The 24,986-nt window shown below is 41.5% G+C and carries 21 protein-coding genes and 7 tRNA genes; 10 read left to right on the top strand and 18 right to left on the bottom strand.

Going from position 1 to position 24,986, the window contains the following annotated elements:
* Nucleotides 1–67: 67 nt before the first annotated feature.
* Nucleotides 68–1,456 (bottom strand): aminopeptidase, encoded by a 1,389-nt coding sequence (locus LI112_RS08800; RefSeq protein WP_178529853.1) that lies wholly within the window; start codon nt 1,454–1,456, stop codon nt 68–70.
* A gap of 311 nt (nt 1,457–1,767) precedes the next feature.
* Between LI112_RS08800 and LI112_RS08795 the strand changes: the two genes are divergently transcribed.
* Complete coding sequence (locus LI112_RS08795; RefSeq protein WP_117593416.1) at nt 1,768–3,480, top strand: ABC-ATPase domain-containing protein; 1,713 nt, start codon at nt 1,768–1,770, stop codon at nt 3,478–3,480.
* Between the two features lie 279 nt (nt 3,481–3,759).
* Here the strand turns inward: LI112_RS08795 and LI112_RS08790 are convergent, their stop codons facing one another.
* From LI112_RS08790 to LI112_RS08775, 4 genes are all read right to left on the bottom strand, one after another.
* A complete protein-coding gene (locus LI112_RS08790; RefSeq protein WP_227190569.1) occupies nt 3,760–4,422 on the bottom strand; it encodes a methionine ABC transporter permease in 663 nt (220 codons plus the stop codon).
* The gene (locus LI112_RS08785; protein WP_227190568.1) at nt 4,412–5,422 is read right to left on the bottom strand and encodes a methionine ABC transporter ATP-binding protein; all 1,011 of its coding nucleotides are present in this window, start codon (nt 5,420–5,422) and stop codon (nt 4,412–4,414) included. The genes LI112_RS08790 and LI112_RS08785 overlap by 11 nt, the downstream gene beginning before the upstream one ends.
* 67 nt (nt 5,423–5,489) lie before the next feature.
* A complete protein-coding gene (locus LI112_RS08780) occupies nt 5,490–6,404 on the bottom strand; it encodes a MetQ/NlpA family ABC transporter substrate-binding protein (protein ID WP_227190566.1) in 915 nt (304 codons plus the stop codon).
* A 221-nt stretch (nt 6,405–6,625) separates the two neighbouring features.
* Nucleotides 6,626–6,766, bottom strand: a complete 141-nt coding sequence (locus LI112_RS08775; RefSeq protein WP_005424109.1) for a hypothetical protein — start codon at nt 6,764–6,766, stop codon at nt 6,626–6,628.
* A gap of 271 nt (nt 6,767–7,037) precedes the next feature.
* On the opposite strand from LI112_RS08775, the gene mnmA reads away from it, so the two are divergent.
* Entirely contained in the window at nt 7,038–8,135 is a 1,098-nt protein-coding gene (mnmA, locus tag LI112_RS08770; protein WP_022389053.1) for a tRNA 2-thiouridine(34) synthase MnmA, read from the top strand.
* Nucleotides 8,136–8,195: 60 nt separating this feature from the next.
* Here the strand turns inward: mnmA and LI112_RS08765 are convergent, their stop codons facing one another.
* The gene (locus LI112_RS08765; RefSeq protein ID WP_055056714.1) at nt 8,196–10,631 is read right to left on the bottom strand and encodes a glycosyl transferase; all 2,436 of its coding nucleotides are present in this window, start codon (nt 10,629–10,631) and stop codon (nt 8,196–8,198) included.
* 436 nt (nt 10,632–11,067) lie between these two features.
* On the opposite strand from LI112_RS08765, the gene LI112_RS08760 reads away from it, so the two are divergent.
* The 5 genes from LI112_RS08760 (at nt 11,068) to LI112_RS08740 (ending at nt 16,525) form a co-directional block, all read left to right on the top strand.
* Nucleotides 11,068–12,081 carry a LacI family DNA-binding transcriptional regulator gene (locus LI112_RS08760; RefSeq protein WP_044925402.1) on the top strand — a complete coding sequence of 338 codons (1,014 nt, stop codon included), beginning with the start codon at nt 11,068–11,070 and terminating at the stop codon, nt 12,079–12,081.
* Nucleotides 12,082–12,139: 58 nt separating this feature from the next.
* Nucleotides 12,140–13,468, top strand: coding sequence for an ABC transporter substrate-binding protein (locus LI112_RS08755; RefSeq protein WP_005424120.1), 1,329 nt, complete (start codon nt 12,140–12,142; stop codon nt 13,466–13,468).
* 95 nt (nt 13,469–13,563) lie between these two features.
* On the top strand, nt 13,564–14,478 hold the full coding sequence (locus LI112_RS08750) for a carbohydrate ABC transporter permease (RefSeq protein WP_005424121.1): 915 nt from the start codon (nt 13,564–13,566) through the stop codon (nt 14,476–14,478).
* A 5-nt stretch (nt 14,479–14,483) separates the two neighbouring features.
* Nucleotides 14,484–15,347 (top strand): carbohydrate ABC transporter permease, encoded by an 864-nt coding sequence (locus LI112_RS08745; RefSeq protein WP_005424122.1) that lies wholly within the window; start codon nt 14,484–14,486, stop codon nt 15,345–15,347.
* 158 nt (nt 15,348–15,505) lie between these two features.
* A complete protein-coding gene (locus LI112_RS08740) occupies nt 15,506–16,525 on the top strand; it encodes a hypothetical protein (RefSeq protein ID WP_005424123.1) in 1,020 nt (339 codons plus the stop codon).
* 66 nt (nt 16,526–16,591) lie between these two features.
* On the opposite strand, the gene dhaS is transcribed toward LI112_RS08740, so the two are convergent.
* The 5 genes from dhaS to LI112_RS08715 form a co-directional block, all read right to left on the bottom strand.
* The gene (gene dhaS, locus LI112_RS08735) at nt 16,592–17,137 is read right to left on the bottom strand and encodes a dihydroxyacetone kinase transcriptional activator DhaS (RefSeq protein WP_044925393.1); all 546 of its coding nucleotides are present in this window, start codon (nt 17,135–17,137) and stop codon (nt 16,592–16,594) included.
* A 45-nt stretch (nt 17,138–17,182) separates the two neighbouring features.
* Nucleotides 17,183–18,832 (bottom strand): acyl-CoA dehydratase activase, encoded by a 1,650-nt coding sequence (locus LI112_RS08730; protein WP_005424125.1) that lies wholly within the window; start codon nt 18,830–18,832, stop codon nt 17,183–17,185.
* Nucleotides 18,825–20,096, bottom strand: coding sequence for a 2-hydroxyacyl-CoA dehydratase subunit D (locus LI112_RS08725; RefSeq protein ID WP_227190564.1), 1,272 nt, complete (start codon nt 20,094–20,096; stop codon nt 18,825–18,827). Before LI112_RS08725 ends, LI112_RS08730 begins: the two co-directional genes overlap by 8 nt.
* A gap of 308 nt (nt 20,097–20,404) precedes the next feature.
* Entirely contained in the window at nt 20,405–20,722 is a 318-nt protein-coding gene (locus tag LI112_RS08720) for a hypothetical protein (RefSeq protein ID WP_005611085.1), read from the bottom strand.
* Between the two features lie 274 nt (nt 20,723–20,996).
* Entirely contained in the window at nt 20,997–21,413 is a 417-nt protein-coding gene (locus tag LI112_RS08715; protein WP_118635326.1) for a helix-turn-helix transcriptional regulator, read from the bottom strand.
* Between the two features lie 162 nt (nt 21,414–21,575).
* Here LI112_RS08715 and LI112_RS08710 point away from each other — a divergent pair, with 162 nt between their 5' ends.
* From LI112_RS08710 to LI112_RS08700, 3 genes are all read left to right on the top strand, one after another.
* A complete protein-coding gene (locus LI112_RS08710) occupies nt 21,576–21,896 on the top strand; it encodes a hypothetical protein (protein WP_005330993.1) in 321 nt (106 codons plus the stop codon).
* A 142-nt stretch (nt 21,897–22,038) separates the two neighbouring features.
* Nucleotides 22,039–22,872, top strand: coding sequence for a Rep protein (locus LI112_RS08705; protein WP_173794097.1), 834 nt, complete (start codon nt 22,039–22,041; stop codon nt 22,870–22,872).
* On the top strand, nt 22,865–24,121 hold the full coding sequence (locus LI112_RS08700; protein WP_004845968.1) for a tyrosine-type recombinase/integrase: 1,257 nt from the start codon (nt 22,865–22,867) through the stop codon (nt 24,119–24,121). The genes LI112_RS08705 and LI112_RS08700 overlap by 8 nt, the downstream gene beginning before the upstream one ends.
* A gap of 83 nt (nt 24,122–24,204) precedes the next feature.
* Here the strand turns inward: LI112_RS08700 and LI112_RS08695 are convergent.
* From LI112_RS08695 to LI112_RS08665, 7 genes are all read right to left on the bottom strand, one after another.
* A tRNA-Leu gene (locus LI112_RS08695) sits at nt 24,205–24,290 on the bottom strand.
* A gap of 17 nt (nt 24,291–24,307) precedes the next feature.
* Nucleotides 24,308–24,380: transfer RNA gene (locus LI112_RS08690), tRNA-Val, on the bottom strand.
* A 5-nt stretch (nt 24,381–24,385) separates the two neighbouring features.
* Nucleotides 24,386–24,459, bottom strand: a tRNA-Asp gene (locus tag LI112_RS08685).
* 14 nt (nt 24,460–24,473) lie between these two features.
* Nucleotides 24,474–24,547: transfer RNA gene (locus tag LI112_RS08680), tRNA-Ile, on the bottom strand.
* A 4-nt stretch (nt 24,548–24,551) separates the two neighbouring features.
* Nucleotides 24,552–24,624, bottom strand: a tRNA-Thr gene (locus LI112_RS08675).
* 77 nt (nt 24,625–24,701) lie between these two features.
* Nucleotides 24,702–24,773: transfer RNA gene (locus LI112_RS08670), tRNA-Glu, on the bottom strand.
* Between the two features lie 12 nt (nt 24,774–24,785).
* A tRNA-Asn gene (locus LI112_RS08665) sits at nt 24,786–24,858 on the bottom strand.
* Nucleotides 24,859–24,986 lie beyond the last annotated feature (128 nt).

Below are 24,986 nucleotides of genomic sequence, written 5' to 3'. Positions count from 1 at the left end.
TCTCCTTTGATGTCGCTGTTTATTGTTTCTGTATTATGCTTATTTTTTTCTGGCACCAGAATCTCTGTCATGCATTTTTAAGAAACGCTTTGTATGCTTTCTTCGCCTCATAAATATCGGCTTTGCTTGTTACTTCCCACGGTGCATGCATACTCAGGACCGCCACACCACTGTCTATCACATTCATTCCGTAAAGTGCTGCGATATAAGCGATCGTTCCGCCGCCTCCCACATCTACTTTGCCAAGTTCTGCTGTCTGGAAGGCAACATTACTGTCATCAAAAATGCAACGTACTTTTGCCACATACTCTGCATTGGCATCGTTAGATCCGGACTTTCCTCTTGCACCTGTAAATTTATTAAGAACGATTCCTCTTCCAAGATATGCTGCATTTTTCTTTTCGAAGCATTCTCCGTAAGCCGGGTCATAGCCTGCACTTACATCAGAAGAAAGCATAAAGGAATTCTTAAGAGTTCTTCGGAGTGCCAGTCCGGAATAACATCCCATAGCTTCTAGAAGCTCTGCCACAGTATTTTCGAAGAAATTAGACTGCATGCCAGTAGCTCCTACACTTCCAATTTCTTCTTTGTCCGTCAAAAGACAGCAGCTGGTACGTTTTGGTGCTTCCATCTCAAGCATTGCCACAAAAGAAGTATATGCGCAGACACGGTCATCCTGTCCATATGCTGCGACCATACTGCGGTCAAGTCCGCAGTCACGAGCTTTGCCCGCCGGAACGATCTCCAGTTCTGCTGAAAGAAAATCCTCTTCCTCTACACCATATTTTTCTCCCAGAATCCGAAGGACATTATTTTTGACTGCTTCCTTCTTCTCGTCCTTTTCCTCTTTCAGTGGTCTGCTGCCGATCAGAATGTCAAGATTCTCGCCCTCGATCACCTCTGCGGCCTTTTTCTGGAGCTGTTTACCTGCAAGATGAATCAGAAGATCTGTGATATATACGACCGGATCATCCTCATCTTCACCAACATTCACATTTACTACTGTACCATCCTTCTTCACGATCACACCATGAATCGCCAACGGAAGTGCTACCCACTGATATTTCTTCACCCCGCCGTAATAATGGGTATCCAGATATACCAGATCCGTATCTTCATATAAAGGATTCTGTTTTACATCCAAACGTGGAGAATCAATGTGCGCTCCAAGAATATTCATTCCCTTTTCTATCGGTTCCTGTCCGATATGGAACATAGCCATGATCTTTTTCATGCCGACAGCATAGATCTTATCTCCGGCTTTGATCTGCTCACCGGATGCAAGTTTATTTTCTAATGAAACATATCCTGCTGCTTCTGCTTCTCTGGTAAGCTCCAGGACACATTCACGCTCTGTCTTACCGGCATCCAGAAATGTACGATAATTTTTTGCAAGTTTCTCCAGTTCCTTCTCATCTGCTTCCTCATAAGAAAGCCATGCATTTCTTCTTTCCATAATATATAAAACCACCTTTCGTTTGATTCTCAAAATTCTTTCAACATTATACGCCAATATTTTACGTATTTCTACATTCTTCCAGATTCTTAATAAAGATATAAGATTTGTATAAGAAATTTGGCTCTTCCTATCATTTTCTTCACAGTTTCTTTTTTATTATATCCCGAATCGCTTGCATTTCTGCATCTTCCCGCTCTATAATAATTTTGTTTTTTCAAGAATGCTTCCGGCTTCATAATAGTTACAGCCGGACTTTAAATGTACCTTAAATACACAGATAAATCACACTTTTTATAAAGGAGTTTTTCATGCAGCAGGCAACTGAATTAAAAAAGCAGCTTCAATCCATCCACAGAAAAAGTTATCCCGCCTACAAATCTCTGAAAGGCAGTTACCAGTTTGGGCATTATATCCTTTCCATCGATCATGTACAGGGAGATCCTTTTGCATCTCCCTCCCACATCAGTGTCCATATTTCCCGCAAAGATGCCGGTTTTCCAGATGCCTACAGCAAAAACAATCTCACATGTATCACCCTTGCCGACCATCTGACGCGCCAGTTTGAACAGCAGATAAACCACTATTCCTTCCGTGCAAAAGGTTCTGGTAAAAGCGGTCTGATTTCCGTCAGCCACTGTGGACAGGAAATCCTTTCCAGAACCGCATGTGAAATCACATCCAAAGGCATCACTGCCAGATTTTTTATTGGTTTTCCTGCAAATGGCCGTACCATTAATGCACCCGAACTGGAAAAAATTCTATTCGATTTTCTTCCTGCCTGTGTAGAAAACACTTTCTTTTACAAAAACATAAATCAGGAAGAACTGGAACAAACCATTTTTCTCGCTGAAGATCAACAGGCAATCCGGGAACAGTTGAAAGAAAAAAAACTGGTGGCATTTGTTGCAGATGGTGCTATACTCCCGCGGGAAAGTGGTATTTCCTCCCGTCCGATGAAGCATTCTGTCCCGTTTATTTCTCCGGAATCGCTCCGTATAACTATGAATCTTCCGCATAAGGGAAAAATTATCGGAATGGGAATTCCACAGGGCATTACCCTGATCGTCGGCGGTGGATATCATGGCAAATCCACTCTTCTGAATGCCCTGGAACTTGGTGTATACAATCATATTGCCGGAGACGGGCGAGAATACGTGATCACGGATGACACCGCATTAAAGCTCCGTTCCGAGGATGGACGTTCTATCAAAGACGTGGATATTTCTCTGTTTATCAATGATCTGCCAAACAAAAAAAACACCCATTGTTTTTCAACAGCGGATGCCAGTGGAAGTACGTCTCAGGCTGCCGGCATTATTGAGGGAATGGAAGCCGGAAGCAAAGTTTTTCTTCTGGATGAAGATACTTCTGCCACCAACTTCATGGTGCGGGATACGTTCATGCAGGAAATCATCTCCCGTGAAAAGGAACCGATCACTCCATTTCTCGAACGGGCACAGAAGCTGTATACAATTGCCGGAATTTCTACGCTTCTGGTTGCCGGAAGTTCCGGCGCATTTTTCCACATTGCAGACACAATTATCCAGATGGACTGCTATCGTCCTGTGGATATCACACGCAAAGTCAAAGAAATCTGTGGAAAATATCCTCTGAGTCCAGCCAAAGTTCCTGCATTTGTTATGCCTGACAGTCACAGGATCATACAAAAAAATACTCCTGTGATTCGCTCACATGGACATGGCACAGGCAAACCGGATCGTCTCAAAATAAAAGTTCATGGAAAAGCTGGATTCCTGCTTGGAAGACAGGAAGTAGACCTTCGCTACGTTGAGCAGCTCATAGATCCAGAACAGACCGCAGCCCTCGGATTGCTCCTGAAATATGCGTTGGAGCATCTGGCGGACGGGAAAAAAACTATCCCGGAGATTGTTGATTATCTTCAGAAACAGATTCATACAAAAGGCCTTATCGCCTTTGCTGATGGTTCTTACCTGCCATGTGGATATGCCATCCCGAGAATCCAGGAAATCTACTCCTGTTTTAATCGATATCGCCAATAACGAAAGCAGCCGCCCTCCTGACGTTCTTGCCAGGTGGCGGCTGTTTAGTGTTCTGTTTTATTTTTTAGGGAAAGGAAAGAGTTCCGGCAACTCTCCCGGCATTGAAGTGCTACCGGATTTCTTAAAGGGGGTTTCCTTTAAGACAAGTACATCATACAATATAAATGTGAGGAGTTTTTGTCCTTTTTCTAATATATTTCTAAAATTTCTAAAATAAATATTTATATTTGTTGAATAAACTTTATTCTTCGTGATTACAATCTTCTGTCAAATATCTTTTTATACTTTTCGCTTATCCAGCTTCCTGGAGAGCATCATGCCAAGTCCCTGCAGGATCTGCACAAGCACTACCAGAATTATAATCGTTACGATCATAATGTCTGTCTGATAGCGGTAATATCCATAACGAATAGCGATATCTCCAAGTCCGCCGCCGCCAACAGTTCCTGCCATAGCGGAATAACCAAGGATTGTTCCGACGGCAATCGTTACTCCGACAAGAAGAGAAGTTCTTGCTTCTGCAAGAAGGACTTTCCAGATGATCGTCGGTGTTCCTGCGCCCATGCTGACTGCTGCCTCGATCACTCCCGGTTCCACTTCTTTCAGTGAAGATTCCACCATACGGGCAATGAACGGAGCCGCTGCAATTACAAGCGGTACGATCGTTGCACTGGAGCCATAGCTCTGTCCCACGATCAGTTTGGTAAGTGGAATCACAAGAATCAGGAGAATCAGAAACGGAATACTTCTGAGGATATTCACGATCACATCCAGTACTTTGTAAACAACTGCATTTGGATGAATCCCCTCTTTGTCTGTTACTGCAAGAAGAATTCCCAGCGGAAGTCCCAGCACATATCCGAAAAATGTGGATACAAGCGTCATATACAAAGTATCTCTGGTTCCTTCCAGCAGCATTGTAATTGTTGTATTATCCCACATCAGACTTCAACTCCTCTACTCCCATATTTGTATCTTTCAGATACTGAATCATCTTATCTGCAACTTCCTCGATCTCGGGAAGCTGCAGGATCATTTCACCTTCTGCTGCTCCACCAATATTCTTGGTATCAGCATACAGAATATTGACCGGCGTCCGGTAGGTCAGTACCAGATTGGCAATGACCGGTTCAAAAGAAGATTTATCCCGGAAAGTTACACGAACCAGACGTTTGCCTTCCATTTTCTGAATCTGCGTTCTTCCACTGAATACCAGTCGGCGTGCCGCTTCTGTCTTCGGGCTTCTGAACAGTTCTTCTACTGTTCCGGATTCCACCAGTGTTCCACTCTCCAGAACAGCTACACGATTGCAGATTTCCTGTACCACACTCATTTCATGTGTGATAACTACGACAGTGATTCCATAATCACGGTTAATCTCTTTGATCAGTTCCAGAATTGCTTTTGTTGTCTGTGGATCCAGTGCACTGGTCGCCTCGTCACAGAGCAGGATTTTCGGATCACTTGCCAGAACTCGTGCAATTGCAACACGCTGTTTCTGACCACCTGAAAGCTGTGATGGATAAGAAAGAGCTTTTTCTTCCAGTCCTACTACTTTCAGATATTCCAGGGCTTTTTTACGTGCTTCTTTCTTACTGATTCCCGCAATTTCCATCGGAAAACACACATTATCAAGAGCAGTTCTCTGCATGAGCAGATTAAAATGCTGGAAGATCATTCCTATATTCTGACGCTCCTTACGGAGTTCTTTTTCAGAAAGTTTCGTAAGATTCTTACCATTCACCCGGACAGTTCCGGATGTTGGTCTTTCCAATAGATTCAGACATCGTACCAGTGTACTTTTACCCGCTCCGGAGAGACCGATAATGCCAAAAATCTCTCCCTTTTCTATGGAAAAACTGATGTTTCTGGCCGCCTCTACCGTCCCGTTTTTTGTGGAAAAGTTTTTACAGAGGTTTTCTACCTGTATCATCGGTTCCATTTAAACTGTTCCCCCGTTCCCTTGAAATATCTGTGTTACAACTTATTCATCAATACTCCCAGCCGTATTATTCTGCAGCTTCTTCTGTAGTCTCTGTTTCTGTGTCTGTAGTAACATCTGCTGTTTCTTCTTTATCAGCATCAGCATCTGCGGAATCTTCAAAAGGTATAACTGCTCCGTCATACTTCTCATTAATAAAGTCTTTGATCTCATCGGATTTCAAAGTATCTACCAGTGCTTTGATTGCTTCACTCTCTTCATTTCCTTCTTTGACCGCAATTACATTTACATATGTTTTTGCTGCTTCAGAATCAGATGTCTCATGAGCGATAGAATCTTTGGATACGGAATATCCTGCCTGCAGAGCATAGTTTCCATTCAGCACGACAAATGCGACTTCATCCTTAACACGGGAAACCTGTGCAGCTTCCAGTTCTTCGATCTTGATATTCTTCGGATTTTCTTCAATATCTTTCACAGTTGCTTCCAGTCCGGCTCCGTCTTTCAGTGTAATCACACCGTTATCCTGGAGAAGAAGAAGTGCTCTCGCTTCGTTTGTCGTATCGTTTGGAACTGCAATGGTATCACCATCTTCCAGTTCATCCAGTGATTTCTTTGTTCCAGGATAAATTCCAAATGGTTCATAATGGATACCACCTGCATTTACCAGATGTGTTCCCTGCTCTTCATTGAAATTGTCCAGGTATGGGATATGCTGGAAATAGTTTGCATCAAAATCACCGCTTTCTACTACCAGGTTCGGCTGTACATAATCGTCAAATACAGTTACTTCAAGGTCCCAGCCTTCTTTTTCAAGGATTGGTTTTGCTTCTTCAAGGATTTCTGCATGTGGTGTAGCGGATGCTGCTACTTTAATGGTTTCTTTTTCTGCATCAGCGCTTACCAGAACGCCGTTTGCTGTGATTGCTCCGATTGCCAGTACTGCTGCAAGTGATACTGTGATAATTTTTGTGTTTTTCATAATAAATTCCCTCTCTTTTCTCGTTCTATTTAAATTTTCTTATATCTTGTTTTATTTTTCTCTATTCAATTGTATTCTATATTCAGTTGTAAATTCGGATTACCTGTCAGATAAGCTTAAAAAGGCAATAAAAAAACAGGAACCCATGTCGGATTTTCCTGTTCATGTAATCTACATTGTATCTGATCGATACATTTATATTCACATTCTTGACATCTTATTCAGACTGCATTACTCTGATCCGCTGATGCCACAGGAAGTTTCCGATACATTAAAGCACAGTTAGACATACACATGTACATTCGCATTTCCTTATCCATCATACACATGACATTTCTCTGTTCTGCATTCTTTGTAAACATGATTCTTCCTCCTTGATAGTTTTCTCTCGGTTTTTGTTTTCCTATCTTTCCGATAGGTTTAATATACTACTACTTTTTGGATATGTCAACACCTTTTTCAACTTTTTGTTTTCAGCAGTTTTTCCATGCCTGACATTACTGTGCATACGTTCACAGTAACTGCTTGACACTATTTTTCTATAATGATAGGATACTCTTAAATGGCTGGTTACCAAGTATCAGTCAGACTATAGTAAACAATATGAATCAACAGATAACAGGAGAAATATATATGCAGAAAAAAGCAATCATCGCCATGAGCGGCGGAGTTGACTCCAGCGTGGCAGCCTACCTGATGGTTAAGGATGGCTACGACTGTGCCGGTGCGACTCTGAAGCTTTATGATAATCCACAGTGCAGTTTCCCGGGACACCGCGCCTGCTGCACCCCATCTGATACCGAAGATGCCAGAAGCGTTGCCGCACGACTTGGAATGCTCTATTACGTCTTCCCAATGCATGATGAATTCCGCCACAGTGTCATTGACAAATTTGCAGATACTTATCTGCACGGTGGCACACCGAACCCGTGTATTGACTGTAACCGTTTTTTGAAATTCTCTGCCCTTCTCGACAAAGCAAGAGAACTTGGCTGTGAATACATCGCAAGCGGACATTATGCACGTCGTGAACAGGATCCGGAAACAGGACGTTTTATTCTGAAAAAGGGCCTCGATCCGACAAAAGATCAGAGCTATGTTCTCTACGCCATGACGCAGGATCAGCTGGCGCATACATTGTTTCCACTTGGCAGCTACACCAAAAAAGAGATTCGTCACATTGCCCAGGAACAGGGCTTTATCAATGCAGATAAACCGGACAGTCAGGATATCTGCTTCGTACCGGACGGAGATTATGCTTCCTTTATTGAACAGTATACCGGACAGTCTTCGGAACCTGGTGATTTCGTAGATAAAGAGGGCAACGTACTCGGCAAACACAAAGGTCAGATTCACTATACAATCGGTCAGCGCCGCGGTCTTGGAATTTCTGCACCGGAATCCCTCTATGTATGTGGCAAATCCCTGGATTCCAACAAGGTTATCCTTGGCGGCAAACAGGATCTGATGAGCACCTGCTGTTACATCAACGACATTAACCTGATTCCATGGGATCATCTGGACAAGCCGATCAAATGCAAAGTCAAGACACGCTACCGTCAGCCGGAACAGCCTGCAACTGTAGAACAGCTTGGTGATGATCTGCTCAAGATCACATTCGAAGAACCACAGAGAGCAGTTACTCCGGGACAGGCTGCTGTTCTCTATGATGGAGACATGGTTCTCGGTGGAGGAACGATTCTTCCAGAAGGACTTGCCTCTACAAAATGATATAACGCAAAACACCTCACAGGTTTTATCCTGTGAAGTGTTTTTTTCATACGCACCTTATTATCCCATCTGTACGATTACATGATATTCTTTTTTACCATCAACCAGCGGAATCTGATTTCCGGCAATTTTTTCTCCATCCACTTCAATCCAGCTGACACCTTTTTGTACACCCTCTGGTTTGTGAATCTCAATATGATATTCAGCATCTCTAAAACGACGATCCACTTTAAAATCACCAAACTTACCCGGGAGACACGGATCTACAATAAGTCCGTCATAATCCGGCTGAATTCCCAGCAATGCCTGAGACAGGTTTACAAAAGTCCATGCTGCTGTTCCTGTCAGCCAGCTGTTCTTCGCTTCCCCAAATCTCGGTGCATCTGCACCTGCAACCATCTGTGAATATACATAAGGTTCTGTTCGATGTATCTCACTGATCTCCTCAATATACGATGGACATATCTTACGATAAATTTCAAAAGCTCGGTCTCCTCTTCCGATCACAGTCTCTGCAATAGAGATCCACGGATTATTATGGCAGAAGATACCGGCATTTTCTTTGTATCCCGGTGGGTAGGAAGTAATTTCCCCAAGTTCCAGATGATATCTCGTGTATGCCGGCTGAAGAATCATGACTCCATACTTTGTTTCCAGACGCTCATGTACAGAATCCAATGCTTTTTCTGCCAGTCCCTCTTCTTTTCCAATACCTGCCATAACACAAAAGCCCTGCGGTTCAATAAAGATTTTTCCTTCCTCACACTCTTTTGATCCAACTTTTTCGGACTGCGCATCATATGCACGAAGGAACCATTCTCCATCCCATCCTGCATCCAGAACTGCCTGATACATCTCATCGACTGCTTTTTCTGCCTCTGCTGCCAGTTCTTCATGACCTGTACGTCTGCAGAGCTCTTCAAACTCTTTTCCATATTTTACAAACATACCTGCAATAAATACAGATTCCGCTACCGGTCCCTCAGACGGTCCGGTCGTCTGGAAAGATTCTCCCGGTTCACTGGAAAAACAGTTCAGATTCAGACAATCATTCCAGTCTGCCCTTCCGATCAGAGGAAGTTTATGCGGTCCAAGATGTGTTACTGTATAATGGAAAGATTTGTCCAGATGTTCAAACAGCGGAACCGCTGAACCTTTCTTACAATCAAACGGTACCTGTTCTTCAAGAATTCCATAATCTCCGGTTTCTTTGATATATGCAGCCACTGCTGCGATCAACCATAATGGATCATCATTAAATCCGCTTCCAACATCCAGATTTCCCTGTTTCGTCAATGGCTGATACTGATGATAGGCACTTCCATCCGGGAACTGTGTGGACGCGATATCAATAATCCTCTCTCTTGCACGCTCAGGAATCAGATGTACAAATCCCAGAAGATCCTGACAGGAATCACGGAATCCCATACCACGGCCTGTTCCAGACTCATAATAGGATGCAGATCTGGACATATTGAACGTAACCATACACTGGTACTGATTCCAGATATTTGCCATACGGTCGATGTGTTCATTTTCACTGGATACTGCAAAACGTGCCAGCAGATTCTCCCAGTAATCATTCAGTTTTGCAAAAGCCGCCATAGCCTTATCCATTGTATTAAAGCGTTCGATCAGGGCTTTTGCCGGTGTCTTATTGATGATTCCCGGTGCTTCCCATTTATCATCTGCCGGGTTTTCACAATATCCCAGCACAAATACATATTCTTTTTCTTCACCTGGTGCCAGTTTGATATCGATCTGATGTGCTGCGATCGGATACCATCCACTTGCTATGGAATTGCTGCATTTTTTCTTACGTACAGCTTCCGGAAAAGCATTTCCATTACCAGCGCCGAGAAAAGCATCTCTGCTTGTATCAAAATTGTGAACCGGAGTATTAACAGTAAAGAAGCTGTAATGTCTTCTTCTTTCTCTGTATTCTGTTTTATGATAAATTGTGCTTCCCTGCACTTCCACTTCGCCGATATTTAAGTTTCTCTGGAAGTTGGATCCGTCATCAACTGCATTCCACAAACAGAATTCCACATACGAAAACAGAGAGATATTTTTTTCGGAATCAGAATTATTCTTCAGCTTCAGGCAGTTAATCTCACAGGCCACATCCGATGGTACAAATGCCAGAAGATCTGCTTCCAGTTTATTCTTAGAAGAATGGAAACGACTGTAGCCCAGTCCATGGCGACATTCATATGTATCTGTCTCTGTCATGGATGGCATGGTTCCCGGGTTCCAGATCACACCATCATCATTAATGTAATAGTACTTTCCGTTAGAATCTACCGGAATATTATTGTAACGGTATCTCGTGATTCGCATCAGTTTCGCATCTTTATAAAAACTGTATCCACCACAGGTATTGGAGATCAGTGAGAAAAAGTCATTACTTCCCAGATAATTGATCCATGGCAATGGTGTATGTGGTGTAGTGATTACATATTCTTTGGCTTTGTCGTCAAAATATCCATATTTCATTGAAGGACCTCCTTGAAAGAGAAAACAATTAAATTACTAAATATTAAAATATATAAATACGGGTAAGCGATCACGAATTAAAGACTGAAAACAGATTTGCGAAAACGAATAAGTTTAGAATTTTCACAGATATAATATAGATTAGATTGGATTTCCCTCAGTATAATTCAGTTTATCCAAAAAATCAACTATATTTTTACTCGTTAAAATATTGCCCAATTGCAGTTCCTGTTTTCGCGAAACCTTAGCGAAAATTTTCGTTAAAACATAGTGCATTTTTTGTGAAATTGATAAATTATTATAAATTCTTTTTTATGCAACAGGGATAAATTATGCAAATATTACAAAAAGGTCTTGAAAATTGTCCGAAAACAATGTACGATGAGCTTGCGAAAACGATTTAGGAACAAAAAAACAGAAAAGGCTGGACATGTATATGGTATCCATGAAAGACATTGCAAAACAGTGCAACGTATCAGTTGCAAGTGTCAGCAAAGCTCTGAATGGTTATCCGGATATCAGCGAAGAAACCCGGCAGCTTATTTTAAAAACTGCATCAGAAATGGGATATCTTCCAAATTCTTCAGCAAGAGCATTAAAAACCAAACGAAGTTACAATCTTGGCGTACTCTTTGTAGACGAAGCCATGAGTGGTCTTACTCATGATTACTTCAATCATGTACTCGAAAGTTTTAAGCGAACTGCTGAATCCAAAGGATACGATATCACTTTCACCAGTGGTAATCTCTCCGGACAGCGTCTCAATTATTATGAACACTGTCGTTACAGAGGAGTCGATGGAGTTGTGATCGCCTGTATCAACTTTTTTACCGAAGAAGTTCAACGGCTGGTACAATCCGAGATTCCAGTGGTCACGATTGATCATGTATTCGATGGAAGAATTGCTGTTGTTTCCAACAACATTCAGGGAATGGAAGATCTCGTCTCCTATATTCTGAAACGGGGGCACAGAAAGATCGCCTATATTCACGGAGAAGATTCCTCCGTTACGCGAAGCCGACTCGGAAGTTTTTACAGAACTCTCCAGAAAAAACGGATTGATGTACCTGATGAATATATGCCGGTCATCCCCTATCGCGATGCGGAAGCGGCAGCGATGGCAACTTCAGAACTTCTTGATCTGAAAGATCCACCCACCTGCATTCTATATCCGGATGATTTTTCTGCTCTGGGCGGTATCAACGAGATCCATGAACGTGGGCTCCGGATACCGGACGATATCTCCATTGCAGGATATGACGGACTCACTTTTGCACGCATCCTGGAGCCCCGGCTGACAACTCTGTGTCAGGACACAGAAACAATCGGACGGCTTGCCGCACAGAAACTGATTGATCTGATTGAGAATCCCAAAACTACGATCATCGATAAGTTCACCGTAGATGGAACACTCTTCCCAGGAGCATCAGTCAGAAATCTGGCAAAATAGGAAATTAAATATGGAAAGAATATAAAACAAAAACTATTTATCACAGGGAGGTAACAACATGAAGAGAAAGATTATGGCAGTCACATTAACAGCAGCTATGCTTGCAGGTCTGGCAGCAGTTCCGGTATGGGCAGATGACACAGGTTCCGATGAAGGTAAAGTTTTAAACATTTACTGCTGGAATGAAGAATTCAAATCCCGTCTGACCGATCATTACCCGGGATACGAAGAAGTAGATGGAACCCATGGCAAGATCGGTGATGTAGATGTTGTATGGAACATCACTCCATCTGATGACAATGCATATCAGAATAACCTGGACGAAACACTTCTGAAACAGGCTGATGCATCAGCAGATGACAAGATTGATCTCTTCCTGGTAGAAGCTGACTACGCACTGAAATATGTAAATACCGATTACACAATGCCGGTAGCAGATCTCGGAATCACAGAAGACGAAGTTGCTGATCAGTATCAGTATACAAAAGATGTTATGACAGATGCTGATGGAAATCTGAAAGGTCTTTCCTGGCAGGGCTGCCCTGGAACCATGATCTACAGAAGAGATATCGCCAAAGAAGTATTCGGAACAGATGATCCGGCAGAAGTTCAGAAGAAAGTTGCTGACTGGGATACCTTCAAAGCAACAGCTGAAGAACTGAAAGAAAAAGGTTATCAGATGACCTCTACTGTAAACGACAGTTACCGTGTATTCTCCAACAACGTATCTACTCCGTGGGTAGTTGATGGAAAGATCACAGTTGATGACAACATCAAGAACTGGGTTGATATGTCCAAGGAAATGGTTGACGCAGGTGAAACTGCTACATACGAACTTTGGAGTGATGACTGGAGCAAAGGCTTCTTCAAAGACAGTAACGTATTTGCATACTTCGGACCAGCATGGTTCATCGACTTCTCTATGAGTGCTGATCAGGATGGTTCTGTTGGTAAAGACGGCGGCTGGGCTGCAACAGAAGGACCACAGGGCTTCTACTGGGGCGGAACATGGATCACAGCAGCTACAGGAACAGATAACCCGACACTGGTTGCTGATATCATGAGAACTATGACAACTAACGTTGACGTTATGAAAGAAATCGTTACAGCTGATAATGACTTCATAAACAACAAACCGGCTATGGAAGAAATGGCAGCAGACGAAAGCTACGGCGATGCTGTTCTTGGCGGACAGAACCCACTGGCAATGTTCTGTGCCGGTGCAGACAAGATCGACCTCAGCAATATGAGCATCTACGATCAGGGCTGCAACGAGGAATTCCAGAACGCTATGAAGAACTACTTTGAAGGCAACGCAACATATGATGAAGCTCTCGACCTGTTCTACAAAGCAGTTGTAGAAAAATATCCAGAACTTTCTTACTAATCAAAGCAGACAGATTCTGTTGAATAATTATTGAGTAAAAAGATGTGCCTGCCTGACCATCAGGCAGGCACATCTTTCGATTATGGAGGAAGATAATGGCAAAGAATAATAACCATAAAGCGGTCAGCTATAACAAATGGGGATATATCTTCCTGATACCGTTTGTAGTAGTATATCTCATATTCCAGCTCATTCCGCTTATTAGTACAGTTTATAACAGCTTCTTTGAAAACTACAGATCTGGATTGACGCAGATTGGACCGAACTTTGTAGGCTTTGCCAATTATGTCAAACTCTTCGAGGGTGGAGAGATCTGGATCTATTTTAAAAACACTATGATCATGTGGGTTATGGGATTTGTTCCTCAGATCCTGGTCTCTCTGCTCCTTGCAGCATGGTTCTCCAATCCGAGTCTTCGACTTAAAGGTCAGAGATTTTTTAAGACCGTAATTTACCTTCCAAACCTGATCATGGCATCTGCTTTTGCAATGTTGTTCTTTACATTATTTGCAGACGGCGGCCCGATCAATGCAATGCTGATACAGGCAGGAATACTGAAACAGGCTTACTCCTTCTTCAGTCATGCCTGGAGTGCCAGAACGCTTGTTGCAGTCCTGAACTTCCTTATGTGGTTTGGTAATACGACAATCCTTCTTATGGCCGGCATGATGGGTATTGATCCATCACTTTATGAGGCAGCCGAAGTAGATGGAGCCACTGCTTCGCAGATTTTCAGAAAGATCACTCTTCCGCTTCTTCGTCCGATTCTGATCTATGTTATGATCACATCTCTGATCGGTGGTATGCAGATGTTCGATGTACCTCAGATCCTGACAAACGGAACCGGTGATCCAATGCGTTCCACTATGACACTAATCATGTATCTGAACAAGCATCTGTTCAGCAAGAACTATGGAATGGGCGGTGCATTATCCGTATTCCTGTTCATCATTACTGGCGTGCTCAGTCTGATTGTATTCCGCTTTAACAAGACGAATGACGGGAGGTGAGAAGGATGAATGAAAAAGACCAAAAAACCCAAAAAGGAATGAGCATGAAAGGTCAGCGTACTCTTGCTTATATAGTACTGATCATTATCTCCTTCTTCTGCCTGTTCTGGTTTTATGTACTGTTTATCAATGCGACCAGATCAAACGGTGCACTGAAAAAAGGTTTCACAGCGATCCCTGGTGGATTTCTTATCAAAAACTGGAAGAGCCTGCTTGCCGGAACACTTCCGGTATGGAATGGTATGTTCAACAGTATTTTCATTGCTACCTGTTCTGCTGTTTTATGTACCTATTTCTCCACCATGACTGCATATGCCATCCACGCATATGATTTTAAAGGCAAAAAATTTATGTTCACTTTTATCCTTGCAGTCATGATGATTCCTACGCAGGTAACTGCACTCGGTTTCCTGCAGCTGCTTGGTAAGATGCATCTGGACGATTCCTTTATTCCACTGATCGTTCCGAGTATCGCAGCTCCGGTTACTTTCTTCTATATGAAACAGTATATGGAAAGCAACCTTCCTCTGGAACTTGTAGAAGCGGCTCGTATTGACGGTTCCGGTGAATTCAAAACCTTTAATCGAATCGTGTTCCCGCTTATGAAACCGGCCATCGCAGTTCAGGCCATCTTCACATTCGTACAGAGCTGGAATAACTATTTTATCCCTGCACTGGTACTTCATTCGGACAAGAAGAAAACACTTCCGGTACTGATTGCACAGCTTCGTAGCGCAGACTTCCTGAAGTTCGATATGGGACAGGTTTATGTAATGATTGCATTCTCCATTTTCCCGGTTATCATCGTTTACATCCTTCTTTCCAAATTTATCGTAGAAGGTGTTTCTGCAGGTGCTGTCAAAGGTTAAACACCTATTGCTGACATGTTTTTGGACACGTTAACTATAGTGTCTATTGCACACAAAAATACTTTGTGTTTAAATGAGAAGTAGATAAAATACAGACGGTCAATGTATTTTTTCCGTCTGTATTTTTTGTATATTCTTATATATTGAAGGGATGACAAATGACAGCAAAAACTTCTCGTATTATTATAAAAACATTCGTTAGAACTGCCTTAAAAGATGCTGATGAATCACCAGAACGTTGTACCAGAAATCTTGTGGATATGGCTCTTCATTTTTCCAAGGGGCGTTTTCAGCAGGAGTTTTTTGAAATGGCAAGAACTATGCTGAATAACGACAACAGTCCCTACTATCCACTTATAGAAGATACTCTCCGACATATGGACAAGGAAAAACTGATCGAATTTGGCATGAATCTTGGATATAACGGCTGCACACAGGGGGCACATATCGTCCGTAAGATCAAGCGAACCGAAAATATCAATGTCCCGTGGCTTTTTTTCTTAAATATTGATTCTTCCTACGCAGATCTGCACTCCCGTTATCAGGCCATCTTTGATCAGGGTAAAGAACTTGGAATCTATGTTTATTGTCTTTACACTGATGGAGATCCGGAAAAACTTCTTCCTCTTATAGAGCATAATCCGGACTGTGCTATGATTCTGTTATGTAATTCTGCCGCTGTAACAGAAGACTTTGCAAAAGCTGCAGAATCTCTGAATAATATGCTGATCGGAGTTGCATATGATGACAATACAGATACTGCCTGCCTTGTACTACGAGATCACCGTCTTCTGTATTCCATCTATCGGATGTATACAGATACTGAAAGCGATGAGATCCTGTCCGGTTCCTATGCCCGCTTCGCTGAAGAAATGCATTGCCCGTTTGTCGCAGTCCTTGCCGATCCCGGTTGCAGCGCATCCGTCAGAGAAAATGTCTACAAGGCAGTGGTTGGTGCCCGTGTTGCCCAGAAATACCGTACCATTCCTATTGATCTGTTTTATGATATCGAACGGATTGGAAATATTATTTCACCACCTTCAAGCATAATTGGTTTTAAACCAGATGGAAGCATCTACAATATTGGCAGCGATGGAAATCCTCTGGAGCACAATATTTTTAATGAATCTCTCAGAGATATCCTGAAGGAATCATTCTCGATAGATCAGGAATCATAAGAAAAAAGCAGTCTCACAAAAGATTACCATGATATTTTCCGGTAAATCCTGTGAAACTGCTTTTTATTATTCGTTCTCCATTCTTTCCTGCGTTATTGCAACAACCTTGATGCAGGATTTCATCATATTCACAAATTCTTTTGGCGGCATCGGTTCTTTCTGCGAGATCCATCGGCCAAATGCACAGATTACTGCATCACAGAAAAAATTCACATAAAATTCCGCATCTGTTTTTTCTCCAAGAATTTCACGGATATCTTCTTCCATAAGGGGACTCACAATATCCCTGAAATGATTAATAAAAGAATTCTGATCTTCTACTTTCATTACCTTCCTGTAAAAATCTTTATTTTCATAAAAATAATCACAAAGATGAAGTACACTGTCCCATCCGATCAGATTTTCTCCAATCTGCACATGACTCAGATATTCCACATCATAAATCCAGTTCACCAGATCAAATTTGTCTTTGAAATGATAATAGAAACTTTTTCGGTTCATATTACATTTTGCACAGATATCTGAAACAGTAATCTTTGCAAAAGGTGTCGTTTCCATCAATTCCTTCAGTGCTGATGCAAGTGCACTTTTTGTAATATTGGAATCAGCCAACTTCCTTTCCTCCCCTTTTATCTATCCACTATCAATTAAGTCAGGTTACATATCTGCTGCAAACAATGCCGCTCCCAGTGCACCGCAAAGCTGAGATTTTGGACTGATCACCAGACTGGTGCCAAGTCTTTCTTCAAGAGTCTTTACAAGACCTTTGTTCTGCGCTACACCACCAGTCATCATATATGCTTCCTCTCCACCCACACGTTTAACCAGAGATGCAGTTTTGGCCGCAACTGCTTTATTCAATCCATGTACGATATCATCTGTATGTTTATTCTGAGCAATCAGCGAAACCACCTCTGATTCTGCAAAAACCGTACACATACTGGAAATTGTAATGTCTTCCTGATAGGAAAGTCCCACCTGGCTCAGTTCATCCAAGCTCATTTCCATTGTCTTCGCCATCATCTCCAGGAATCTTCCTGTACCTGCCGCACATTTATCATTCATAACAAAATTCTTCACAGATCCATCTTCGTTCAGTCGAATCACTTTGCTGTCCTGACCTCCGATGTCCACAACTGTACGTACACGCGGATCCAGAAAATGAGCACCCCTTGCATGACACGTAATCTCTGTGATACTCTTATCTCCATCAGAGATTGCAGTTCTTCCATAACCGGTAGTTACCACTGCATCCAGATCCTCTCGATTTAACTTTGCCTGTTTCAGTGCTTCCTCAAGCGCTCGCTCCGCACCATTGGCTGCCCCTGCCCCTGTTGGCATGATCACGCTGGAAATGATTTCTCTGTTTTTATCCAGGATCACCACATCTGTACTTGTTGATCCACTATCGATCCCGGCATAGTATCCTTTTCCCATGACTTTCTCCTTTTTTGTCTCATCCTGAATCCCAAGGCTTTCTGCAAATGCCTCCAGCCTGGTACTCAACTGTCCACTGCTCTGCAGTGTAAAATCCGACTCAATCTTGAGCAATGGAACATCTGTATGTCCCTTAATATCTGCATATTCAAAACTGTAAAAATCACAGAATTTAACCGTATGATAAATGATTCCTTTCAGGCTTGGATCCTGATACAATACTTTACGACCTGCATGATCCATCATTCGCATACACGGTATCTGGTGAAGCAGTTCTCCTGCATACCATTCCATCAGTGTGTCAAAATCCATTTCCTCTGTCGGTAAATTTTCACCAACAGAACGATTATATACACAGGTCTCATTCACAACAGGAAAAGGCATGGCAGCCTCTGTCATTTGAAATAATTCCTGTCCCATACGTGCGCCCAAAACAGCAAGATGAGGCTTTTGTATTCTCTCTTTCGGCTGAAATGCTTCAAGAAAAACCTTCTTATCAAAAGATTTTTCTTTATATGCCCCATAAGTCTCTGCAAGTTCCTTTAACTGGGCTGCAGTACGCTCCCGACTGCATTCTATATCACAGTGAAGCATATCAATCATATACAGAAAATCCATCTGTCCGCTATCTTTTAGTATATCATAAACACTACGAATTGTATCGCAGCAATTTACAAGTACCAGTTCTTTAATATTTCCCGCCAGTACTTCTTCCAGAACCGATTTGCCAAATCCACAGATATTAGGATGTGCCACCTGCTCTGCCCTGTCAAAACTTTCCGGCATTTCATTCAATATTTCACAGTCTCCACCCAGCGCCCTCAGAAGTTCTACTGGTGTATACTTACATACATAATATGTCTTACTCATGATCAAAATCCCCCAGCATTTCCAGGAAGGCTCCCAATCTGGTCGATGTCTGGCCTTCTCCTCCATGACTACGGTCACAACCATCCCCATCCAGGATCAGCATAGGTATACCAGCTTCCTCAAATCGCTTTTTGGCAATTCTTGAACCGCCAAGGGTATGTTTGCAACCCCAGTGATTAAACCAGACTGCACCATCTGCGCCTGCCTGTTTCGCATGATGGATACCTGCCTCAATTCGACGTGAGATTGGTCCATTAAGCGCATGATATACCAGTCGCATCGCCATTTCTTCGTATGGGTCTTCAGAATGAACGGACAGATCCGCAACCTGAGACAGTTCACACCCTACGATCTGTGCACTGTCATTCAGAAGGAGCGCTTCTTTCACTGCATCAGACCAAAATGGAATGGTATGCATCCAGTAAATGTGTTTTCCTTTTTTAGGCGGTGTATTCTTTATATCTTTAAGTAATTTCTCTGTATATAACTTTTCTTCTTCCGTACCAAGAAGGATGTTATTGGTCATCCCACTATACAGTGGCGATACCAAATCAGAAGGAATAAAACGATCTGCCCTTGCACTTTGAAATTTTTCGAATTCTTCCAGTGTTTCCCGACCTCTCGCAACTCTCTCAGCCAGCAGATCTTCATCAATTAATCTACCTGTCGTTTGTTCAAGAAATCTCTTTAAAGCCCTCAGCTGTGCCGCTACATAAGCTACATTTGACGCTGTCTGTCTGGATGGCACATCAATCGAAAAGACCGGCACATGATAAAATTCTGCCAATCTGTGAAAAGTAAGAAGATTTGCATCGCATGCAAGGTTCGTATATACAATGCATTTCGGTTTTGGCAGAAGCCCTTTCTCTGCTGCTCCAATAAACGTTTTGTGATAACTGCAGAGAGTCTCTGAAAGCCCTGAGTCTTCTGCATTCTGAAGAAATGCACGCTCTGCCTGAGATGCAGTCAGATAACAAGAAAAGCTTTCCACATTATATGGATATAATCCTGCCTCCTGTATCAGCTCACATGGAGTGAATACACTTACCAAAACAGAACTTTCCGGATGTTTTAATGGCTGCAGCATGACATTCATCATTAACTTTGCAAGATATTGATCTGATGGATTCATTCGCTTCGATGGTGCCACGGTAAATTTCAGGTTTTCTGCCTCCCAGCCTGTTTTCAGAAGCCAACGTGCTCTTTCCGGGTGTCCCTCACACCATTTTTCCACATAATTTCCAAATGTCTTTATTACGTCCAATTTTGGTCTGACCACCTTTCGATGTCTTTCATCACAGTATATAGCAAAATATTCCGGAATACAAGAAAAAAAGTCTGAAGTTGTTAACAAATTATCATTCTTAAATCCTCACATTTTTCACATTTTTACCAAAACAAAAAGTCCCAAACCCTACAAAAACAAGAGTTTGAGACTTTCTAATCGTGCCGCAGACCGGAATCGAACCGTTTTAAGTAATCAAAAATACTGATAGAAAGGGACTTTGGAGACTTCATCAAGTCTGCGGTGTTCAAAAAGTGTTCAAATGTTTATCTCTTACAAACAGGGATTTATACCCGGTACTTGTCTCGATTTATAGTCATATCAACCAAATGAAATACAAGTAAGATAATAAAAAAAACGGAAACTATTATTATTCCTGCGCCCAGCTTGATAAAATCAATTATACCGCCAAGACAAAAGAGCATTGCCCATGTCTTAATCCGTTTTCCAGTAACTCTGCATATTTTCTCTGTGTTTAATCCAGTATAATCTCCTGATAAAAACAGCACACTTCTTTCTGTATTCCTTGATTTGATAAAAAATCTTCCAACAAAAAAGAGAACAGTTGCCATCAGTAAATCAATAAATATAATTATTATTTTCATTTTCAACACCTCTAATTCGAAGTTCACAACTTCAAATTTGCTTAACTACTATTCAGTATAATCTAAATATGTGAAGCGCACAAGAAAAAAGTATGTAAGACTCTGATATCTCTACATACCCTTTTCCACACTGTACCGACTCTAAACATAGTCTACCGTCCATATTCCCTTGTTCGTGTTTTTTTGCTAACCAGCGTTCCGCAGGATGCCCAGAGCGACGGTTCCTAACAGGGCGGCGGGGCGGCTGGGCAAGCGAACGGCTTAGAAATCATTCCTATCCTGCAACATACTTCATGTTTGATTCTCTCCGCCCCTCATATTTCTCTTTTTCTAAGAGTTTGTCAAGGAACTCCGACACTTCTTCCATATCATCACTGTCTATTAAATCCAGTTTCATCAGCACGTCAAGGTCGGTCTGGTTCTTCGGCTGGATAGAAACAGGCTGTGACATATCCACCACGACTTTCAACGGCTTTTTCTTATTTGCCGTTTCAATATCCGTAGTCAATCCCATCACATGGCTTTTACTCACTCCAAATATCTGTGACAGCTTTTCCCAGATAGATTCATCTCTTGGCGTTCCATTTCCGTTTTCGTAGTTTGTCAGCATACTCTGCGAAATACCCAGTTCTTTTGCCAGTTCTGCAACCGTGATATTGCTTTCTTTTCTCAATTCTTTTATTTTATTCACGTTCAAGCACCTCCTTCATAAGCACATTATATTTCAAGATTTTCCGTCCGTCAATCTTTTTATCGGATATTCAGATATTTTGCTTGACATTGTCTTTCTCTTGCTATATGATATGAATATCTTAATATCTGATAATCAGATATTTGTAAGGGAGGTGATTGCATGATTCGAGGAAATGACTTTATTTTAAATCCAGACAAACTGCAAGAGGAATTTCAGTTAGTAGAAGTTTCTGACTGGGTAGACTTTTCTACAAAAGAAAAATTAGGATTCTACTATACAGTTCTTCTTCCAAAATTAAAGTTTGAGAAAGTCAAAGTAGGCATTAAAGCTAACACAGCGATTGTTACCAACGAAGAACTTGAACAAAAAGGGCAGATTCCAGTCTCATTTGATGGATTACATACTTGGGCTAGTCTCTATAATGGACGTCTTTCTGTCAAAGCAGAAGCTTCCAATATCAGAAAAGTGGGAATGAAATAATTTCCCTACTATGTCAGCCAGTCAGTGCCGGACAACGTCATAGGTGCTGAACTGGCTGACCTCTATACTTGATATATAAAACAACATCTTCCGAAAACAATCGGAACATTCATTACAAAAATTGGGATATGAGGTGAGATTCGTGAGCAAAACAAAAGAGTGTTTTGCATACAATACGAAAATCATTGAAACTCCTACTACAAAAGAAGTATATATTTACGAAAACCCTATTTTTATTCACTCGAAAGAAAAGGCAGATTTAACAGACACAAGTAACCGAAAAAAATTTGATGAAATGTCAGCTCATAAGCAATATGACAGTTTAAAACGCAAGCAGAAGCATTACGAACAGGCTCGTTGGGATATTGCCCGTATTGTTGACTGCAACTTTGATAACAAAACAAAATTTGTAACGCTGACATTTAAAGAAAACATTCAGGAAATCCTGATAACTAACCGAGAATTTAAGTATTTTATCCAGCGATTAAATTATTATTTATACCATACCAAAACCCAGTTATTAAAATACCTTGCAACGTGGGAGAAACAGAAGCGTGGAGCAATCCATTATCATGTTATTTTCTTTGATTTTCCGTATATAGCAAAAGAAAAATTACAGAATTTATGGTCACATGGATTTATTAAAATCAATCGCATTGATGTAGACAGCAAAGAAAACAGAGGTCGTTATCTTAGCAAGTATTTTGGAAAAGACCTTGATTTGAAAGAACATAAGAAAAAAGCCTTTTTTAAATCTCAAAATCTGAAAGTTCCACACGAAACAAAAGTCATGCTGACCGAAGACATTTTACATGACTTACAAAAAGAAAATATCGTCTTTCAGAAAGAATACACAAGGCAAATTTACGATACCAACGCTTTCTTATCTACTGGTTCATGCTTAAAGGACAGCAGTGTTATCTACATCAAAATTAAAAAAGAAAATCCTTGCGTAAAGGGGGAATCTTATGGATAATCCCGTTACGTTTTCAGATATAACATTATTGAATACGTTAGCCACCTGTGCTAACATGACCACAGATGAAGTCTTCAAAGATTTTAAAATTATGGCAAATAAAAAAATCTTGAAGAATCACAAATATGAAATTTATTACTCGGAATCAGAAAAAAGCTGGCGTACTTATTTACCCGATGAAACCAAACCTAACAAACGCCGTCCTGTTAAGAGGAAGAGTAAAGAGAACCTTGAAAAAGAAATCATCAGATTTTATATCGAAAAGCAGAAAGCTGAAAACCGTCAGAATGTCACACTAGAAGAATTATATGCTGAATGGCTTTTGTATAAAAGAGATTATACTTCCGTAAAAGCAAAAACAATTCAAGAATATGTATCTGAATGGAATAGATTTTTCAAAGATACAGAACTTGTTAAAATGAAGATAGGCGAAATCAAACCAATCACGCTTATCCGCTTTTTCAGAGAAGCTACAAAAGACCGACAGTTCACGCACAAGCGAGTCAGTAATGCCCGTTCTGTTTTGAATGGAATAATGAGTTATGCGATCGAAGAAGAAATTATATCACATAATCCTGTCTCTGATGTGAATTTCAAACAGTTTACCTATAAGCCAGTAGAAGTACAAAGTGACAATGTATTTTCCCGTGATGATACGCATAAGTTATTAAATTATCTTCGGTGTATCATAGAGCCATATTCTCTTGCAATACAGTTATCTTTCTATCTGTTTATCCGTGTTGGAGAAACAAAAGCTATCCGTTGGGAAGATATTGACTACAATAACAGGCTTGTATATCTTCATAGACAGGCGACCTGTGAACGTACATTGAATGATGATTTAACATTCTCAAGCCGAAAAGTAAAAGTAGTAAATCAAATGAAAGGAAATACTTCTCATGGATTCCGTAAACAGTTCCTTACAGACGAAGCACTTAAAATTCTTCACAAAGCAAAGGAATTAAATCCAAATGGAATATATGTCTTTGAACCCAACGGCGAGATTATGACAACAGACAGCTTTAATCGCCGTTTGAAGAAATATTGCAAAGAAGCCGGTGTTCCTTATCATTCCAGTCATAAAATCCGCTTTTACAATGCTTCAACAGCTTTTGACGGAAATAATCTTACAACCCTTAGTTATTTAATGGGACATAGTGAGACAGCTACAACATTGCATTACTTGCGGAATGTCAATAAGAGGAAGAATGACAGGCTTGCTTTTCAGAATCTTGGTATTTCATCATAAAGTGTTCAAAGGTGTTCAAACATTTTAAAACAAAAAAATAAGAGAAACGCTGTAAATTCAACGTTTCTCCCATTTTTAACTAATGCCGCAGACCGGAATCGAACCGGTACGGGTATCACTACCCACGGGATTTTAAGTCCCGGGCGTCTGCCAGTTCCGCCACTGCGGCATATTAAATTGAAAAAATGGGGCCTATAGGGCTCGAACCTATGACCCTCTGCTTGTAAGGCAGATGCTCTCCCAGCTGAGCTAAGACCCCATAAACGACCCAGATGAGACTCGAACTCACGACCTCCGCCGTGACAGGGCGGCGCTCTAACCAACTGAGCCACTGGGCCAAAAAATAATGAAATGGACCTTCGGGGACTCGAACCCAGGACCGACCGGTTATGAGCCGGTTGCTCTAACCAACTGAGCTAAAGGTCCAAAAAGCCGATGATCGGACTCGAACCGATAACCTGCTGATTACAAATCAGCTGCTCTGCCAATTGAGCCACATCGGCATATAACTAACTTAGATGTATTATACACCAAATGTCGTAATCAAGCCATACCAAAAATCACATTTTTTATTTTTTAATGACTCCAAGGGGATTTGAACCCCTGTTACCGCCGTGAAAGGGCGGTGTCTTAACCGCTTGACCATGGAGCCAGGTATAAAAAACTCCCCCTGTTGGACTCGAACCAACGACACTGCGGTTAACAGCCGCATGCTCTACCGACTGAGCTAAGGAGGATTATTAGAAAGTGTATCACACCTTCAAAACTACATACATGTTGACTAAGCAATTGAATCTTAACCACGCTTTCTTGGTCAAGCCCTCACCCTATTAGTAGCAGTCAGCTCCATGTGTTACCACACTTC

It is taken from the genome of Blautia sp. 210820-DFI.6.14, from assembly GCF_020558815.1.
Classification (GTDB): Bacteria; Bacillota; Clostridia; order Lachnospirales; family Lachnospiraceae; genus Blautia_A; species Blautia_A obeum.
Note: the sequence above shows the minus strand (reverse complement) of the source record. Positions and strands in the feature narration are given on the sequence as shown.

Coding starts and splice junctions, on each gene's coding strand:
- LI112_RS08780 (WP_227190566.1), bottom strand. CDS start 6,404: ATGAAAAACACAAAAATTATCACAGTATCACTTGCAGCAGTACTGGCA.
- mnmA (WP_022389053.1), top strand. CDS start 7,038: ATGCAGAAAAAAGCAATCATCGCCATGAGCGGCGGAGTTGACTCCAGC.
- LI112_RS08740 (WP_005424123.1), top strand. CDS start 15,506: ATGACAGCAAAAACTTCTCGTATTATTATAAAAACATTCGTTAGAACT.
- LI112_RS08785 (WP_227190568.1), bottom strand. CDS start 5,422: ATGGAACCGATGATACAGGTAGAAAACCTCTGTAAAAACTTTTCCACA.
- LI112_RS08765 (WP_055056714.1), bottom strand. CDS start 10,631: ATGAAATATGGATATTTTGACGACAAAGCCAAAGAATATGTAATCACT.
- LI112_RS08710 (WP_005330993.1), top strand. CDS start 21,576: ATGATTCGAGGAAATGACTTTATTTTAAATCCAGACAAACTGCAAGAG.
- LI112_RS08750 (WP_005424121.1), top strand. CDS start 13,564: ATGGCAAAGAATAATAACCATAAAGCGGTCAGCTATAACAAATGGGGA.
- LI112_RS08700 (WP_004845968.1), top strand. CDS start 22,865: ATGGATAATCCCGTTACGTTTTCAGATATAACATTATTGAATACGTTA.
- LI112_RS08760 (WP_044925402.1), top strand. CDS start 11,068: ATGGTATCCATGAAAGACATTGCAAAACAGTGCAACGTATCAGTTGCA.
- LI112_RS08775 (WP_005424109.1), bottom strand. CDS start 6,766: ATGTTTACAAAGAATGCAGAACAGAGAAATGTCATGTGTATGATGGAT.
- LI112_RS08720 (WP_005611085.1), bottom strand. CDS start 20,722: ATGAAAATAATAATTATATTTATTGATTTACTGATGGCAACTGTTCTC.
- LI112_RS08800 (WP_178529853.1), bottom strand. CDS start 1,456: ATGGAAAGAAGAAATGCATGGCTTTCTTATGAGGAAGCAGATGAGAAG.
- LI112_RS08790 (WP_227190569.1), bottom strand. CDS start 4,422: ATGTGGGATAATACAACAATTACAATGCTGCTGGAAGGAACCAGAGAT.
- LI112_RS08730 (WP_005424125.1), bottom strand. CDS start 18,832: ATGAGTAAGACATATTATGTATGTAAGTATACACCAGTAGAACTTCTG.
- LI112_RS08745 (WP_005424122.1), top strand. CDS start 14,484: ATGAATGAAAAAGACCAAAAAACCCAAAAAGGAATGAGCATGAAAGGT.
- LI112_RS08795 (WP_117593416.1), top strand. CDS start 1,768: ATGCAGCAGGCAACTGAATTAAAAAAGCAGCTTCAATCCATCCACAGA.
- LI112_RS08755 (WP_005424120.1), top strand. CDS start 12,140: ATGAAGAGAAAGATTATGGCAGTCACATTAACAGCAGCTATGCTTGCA.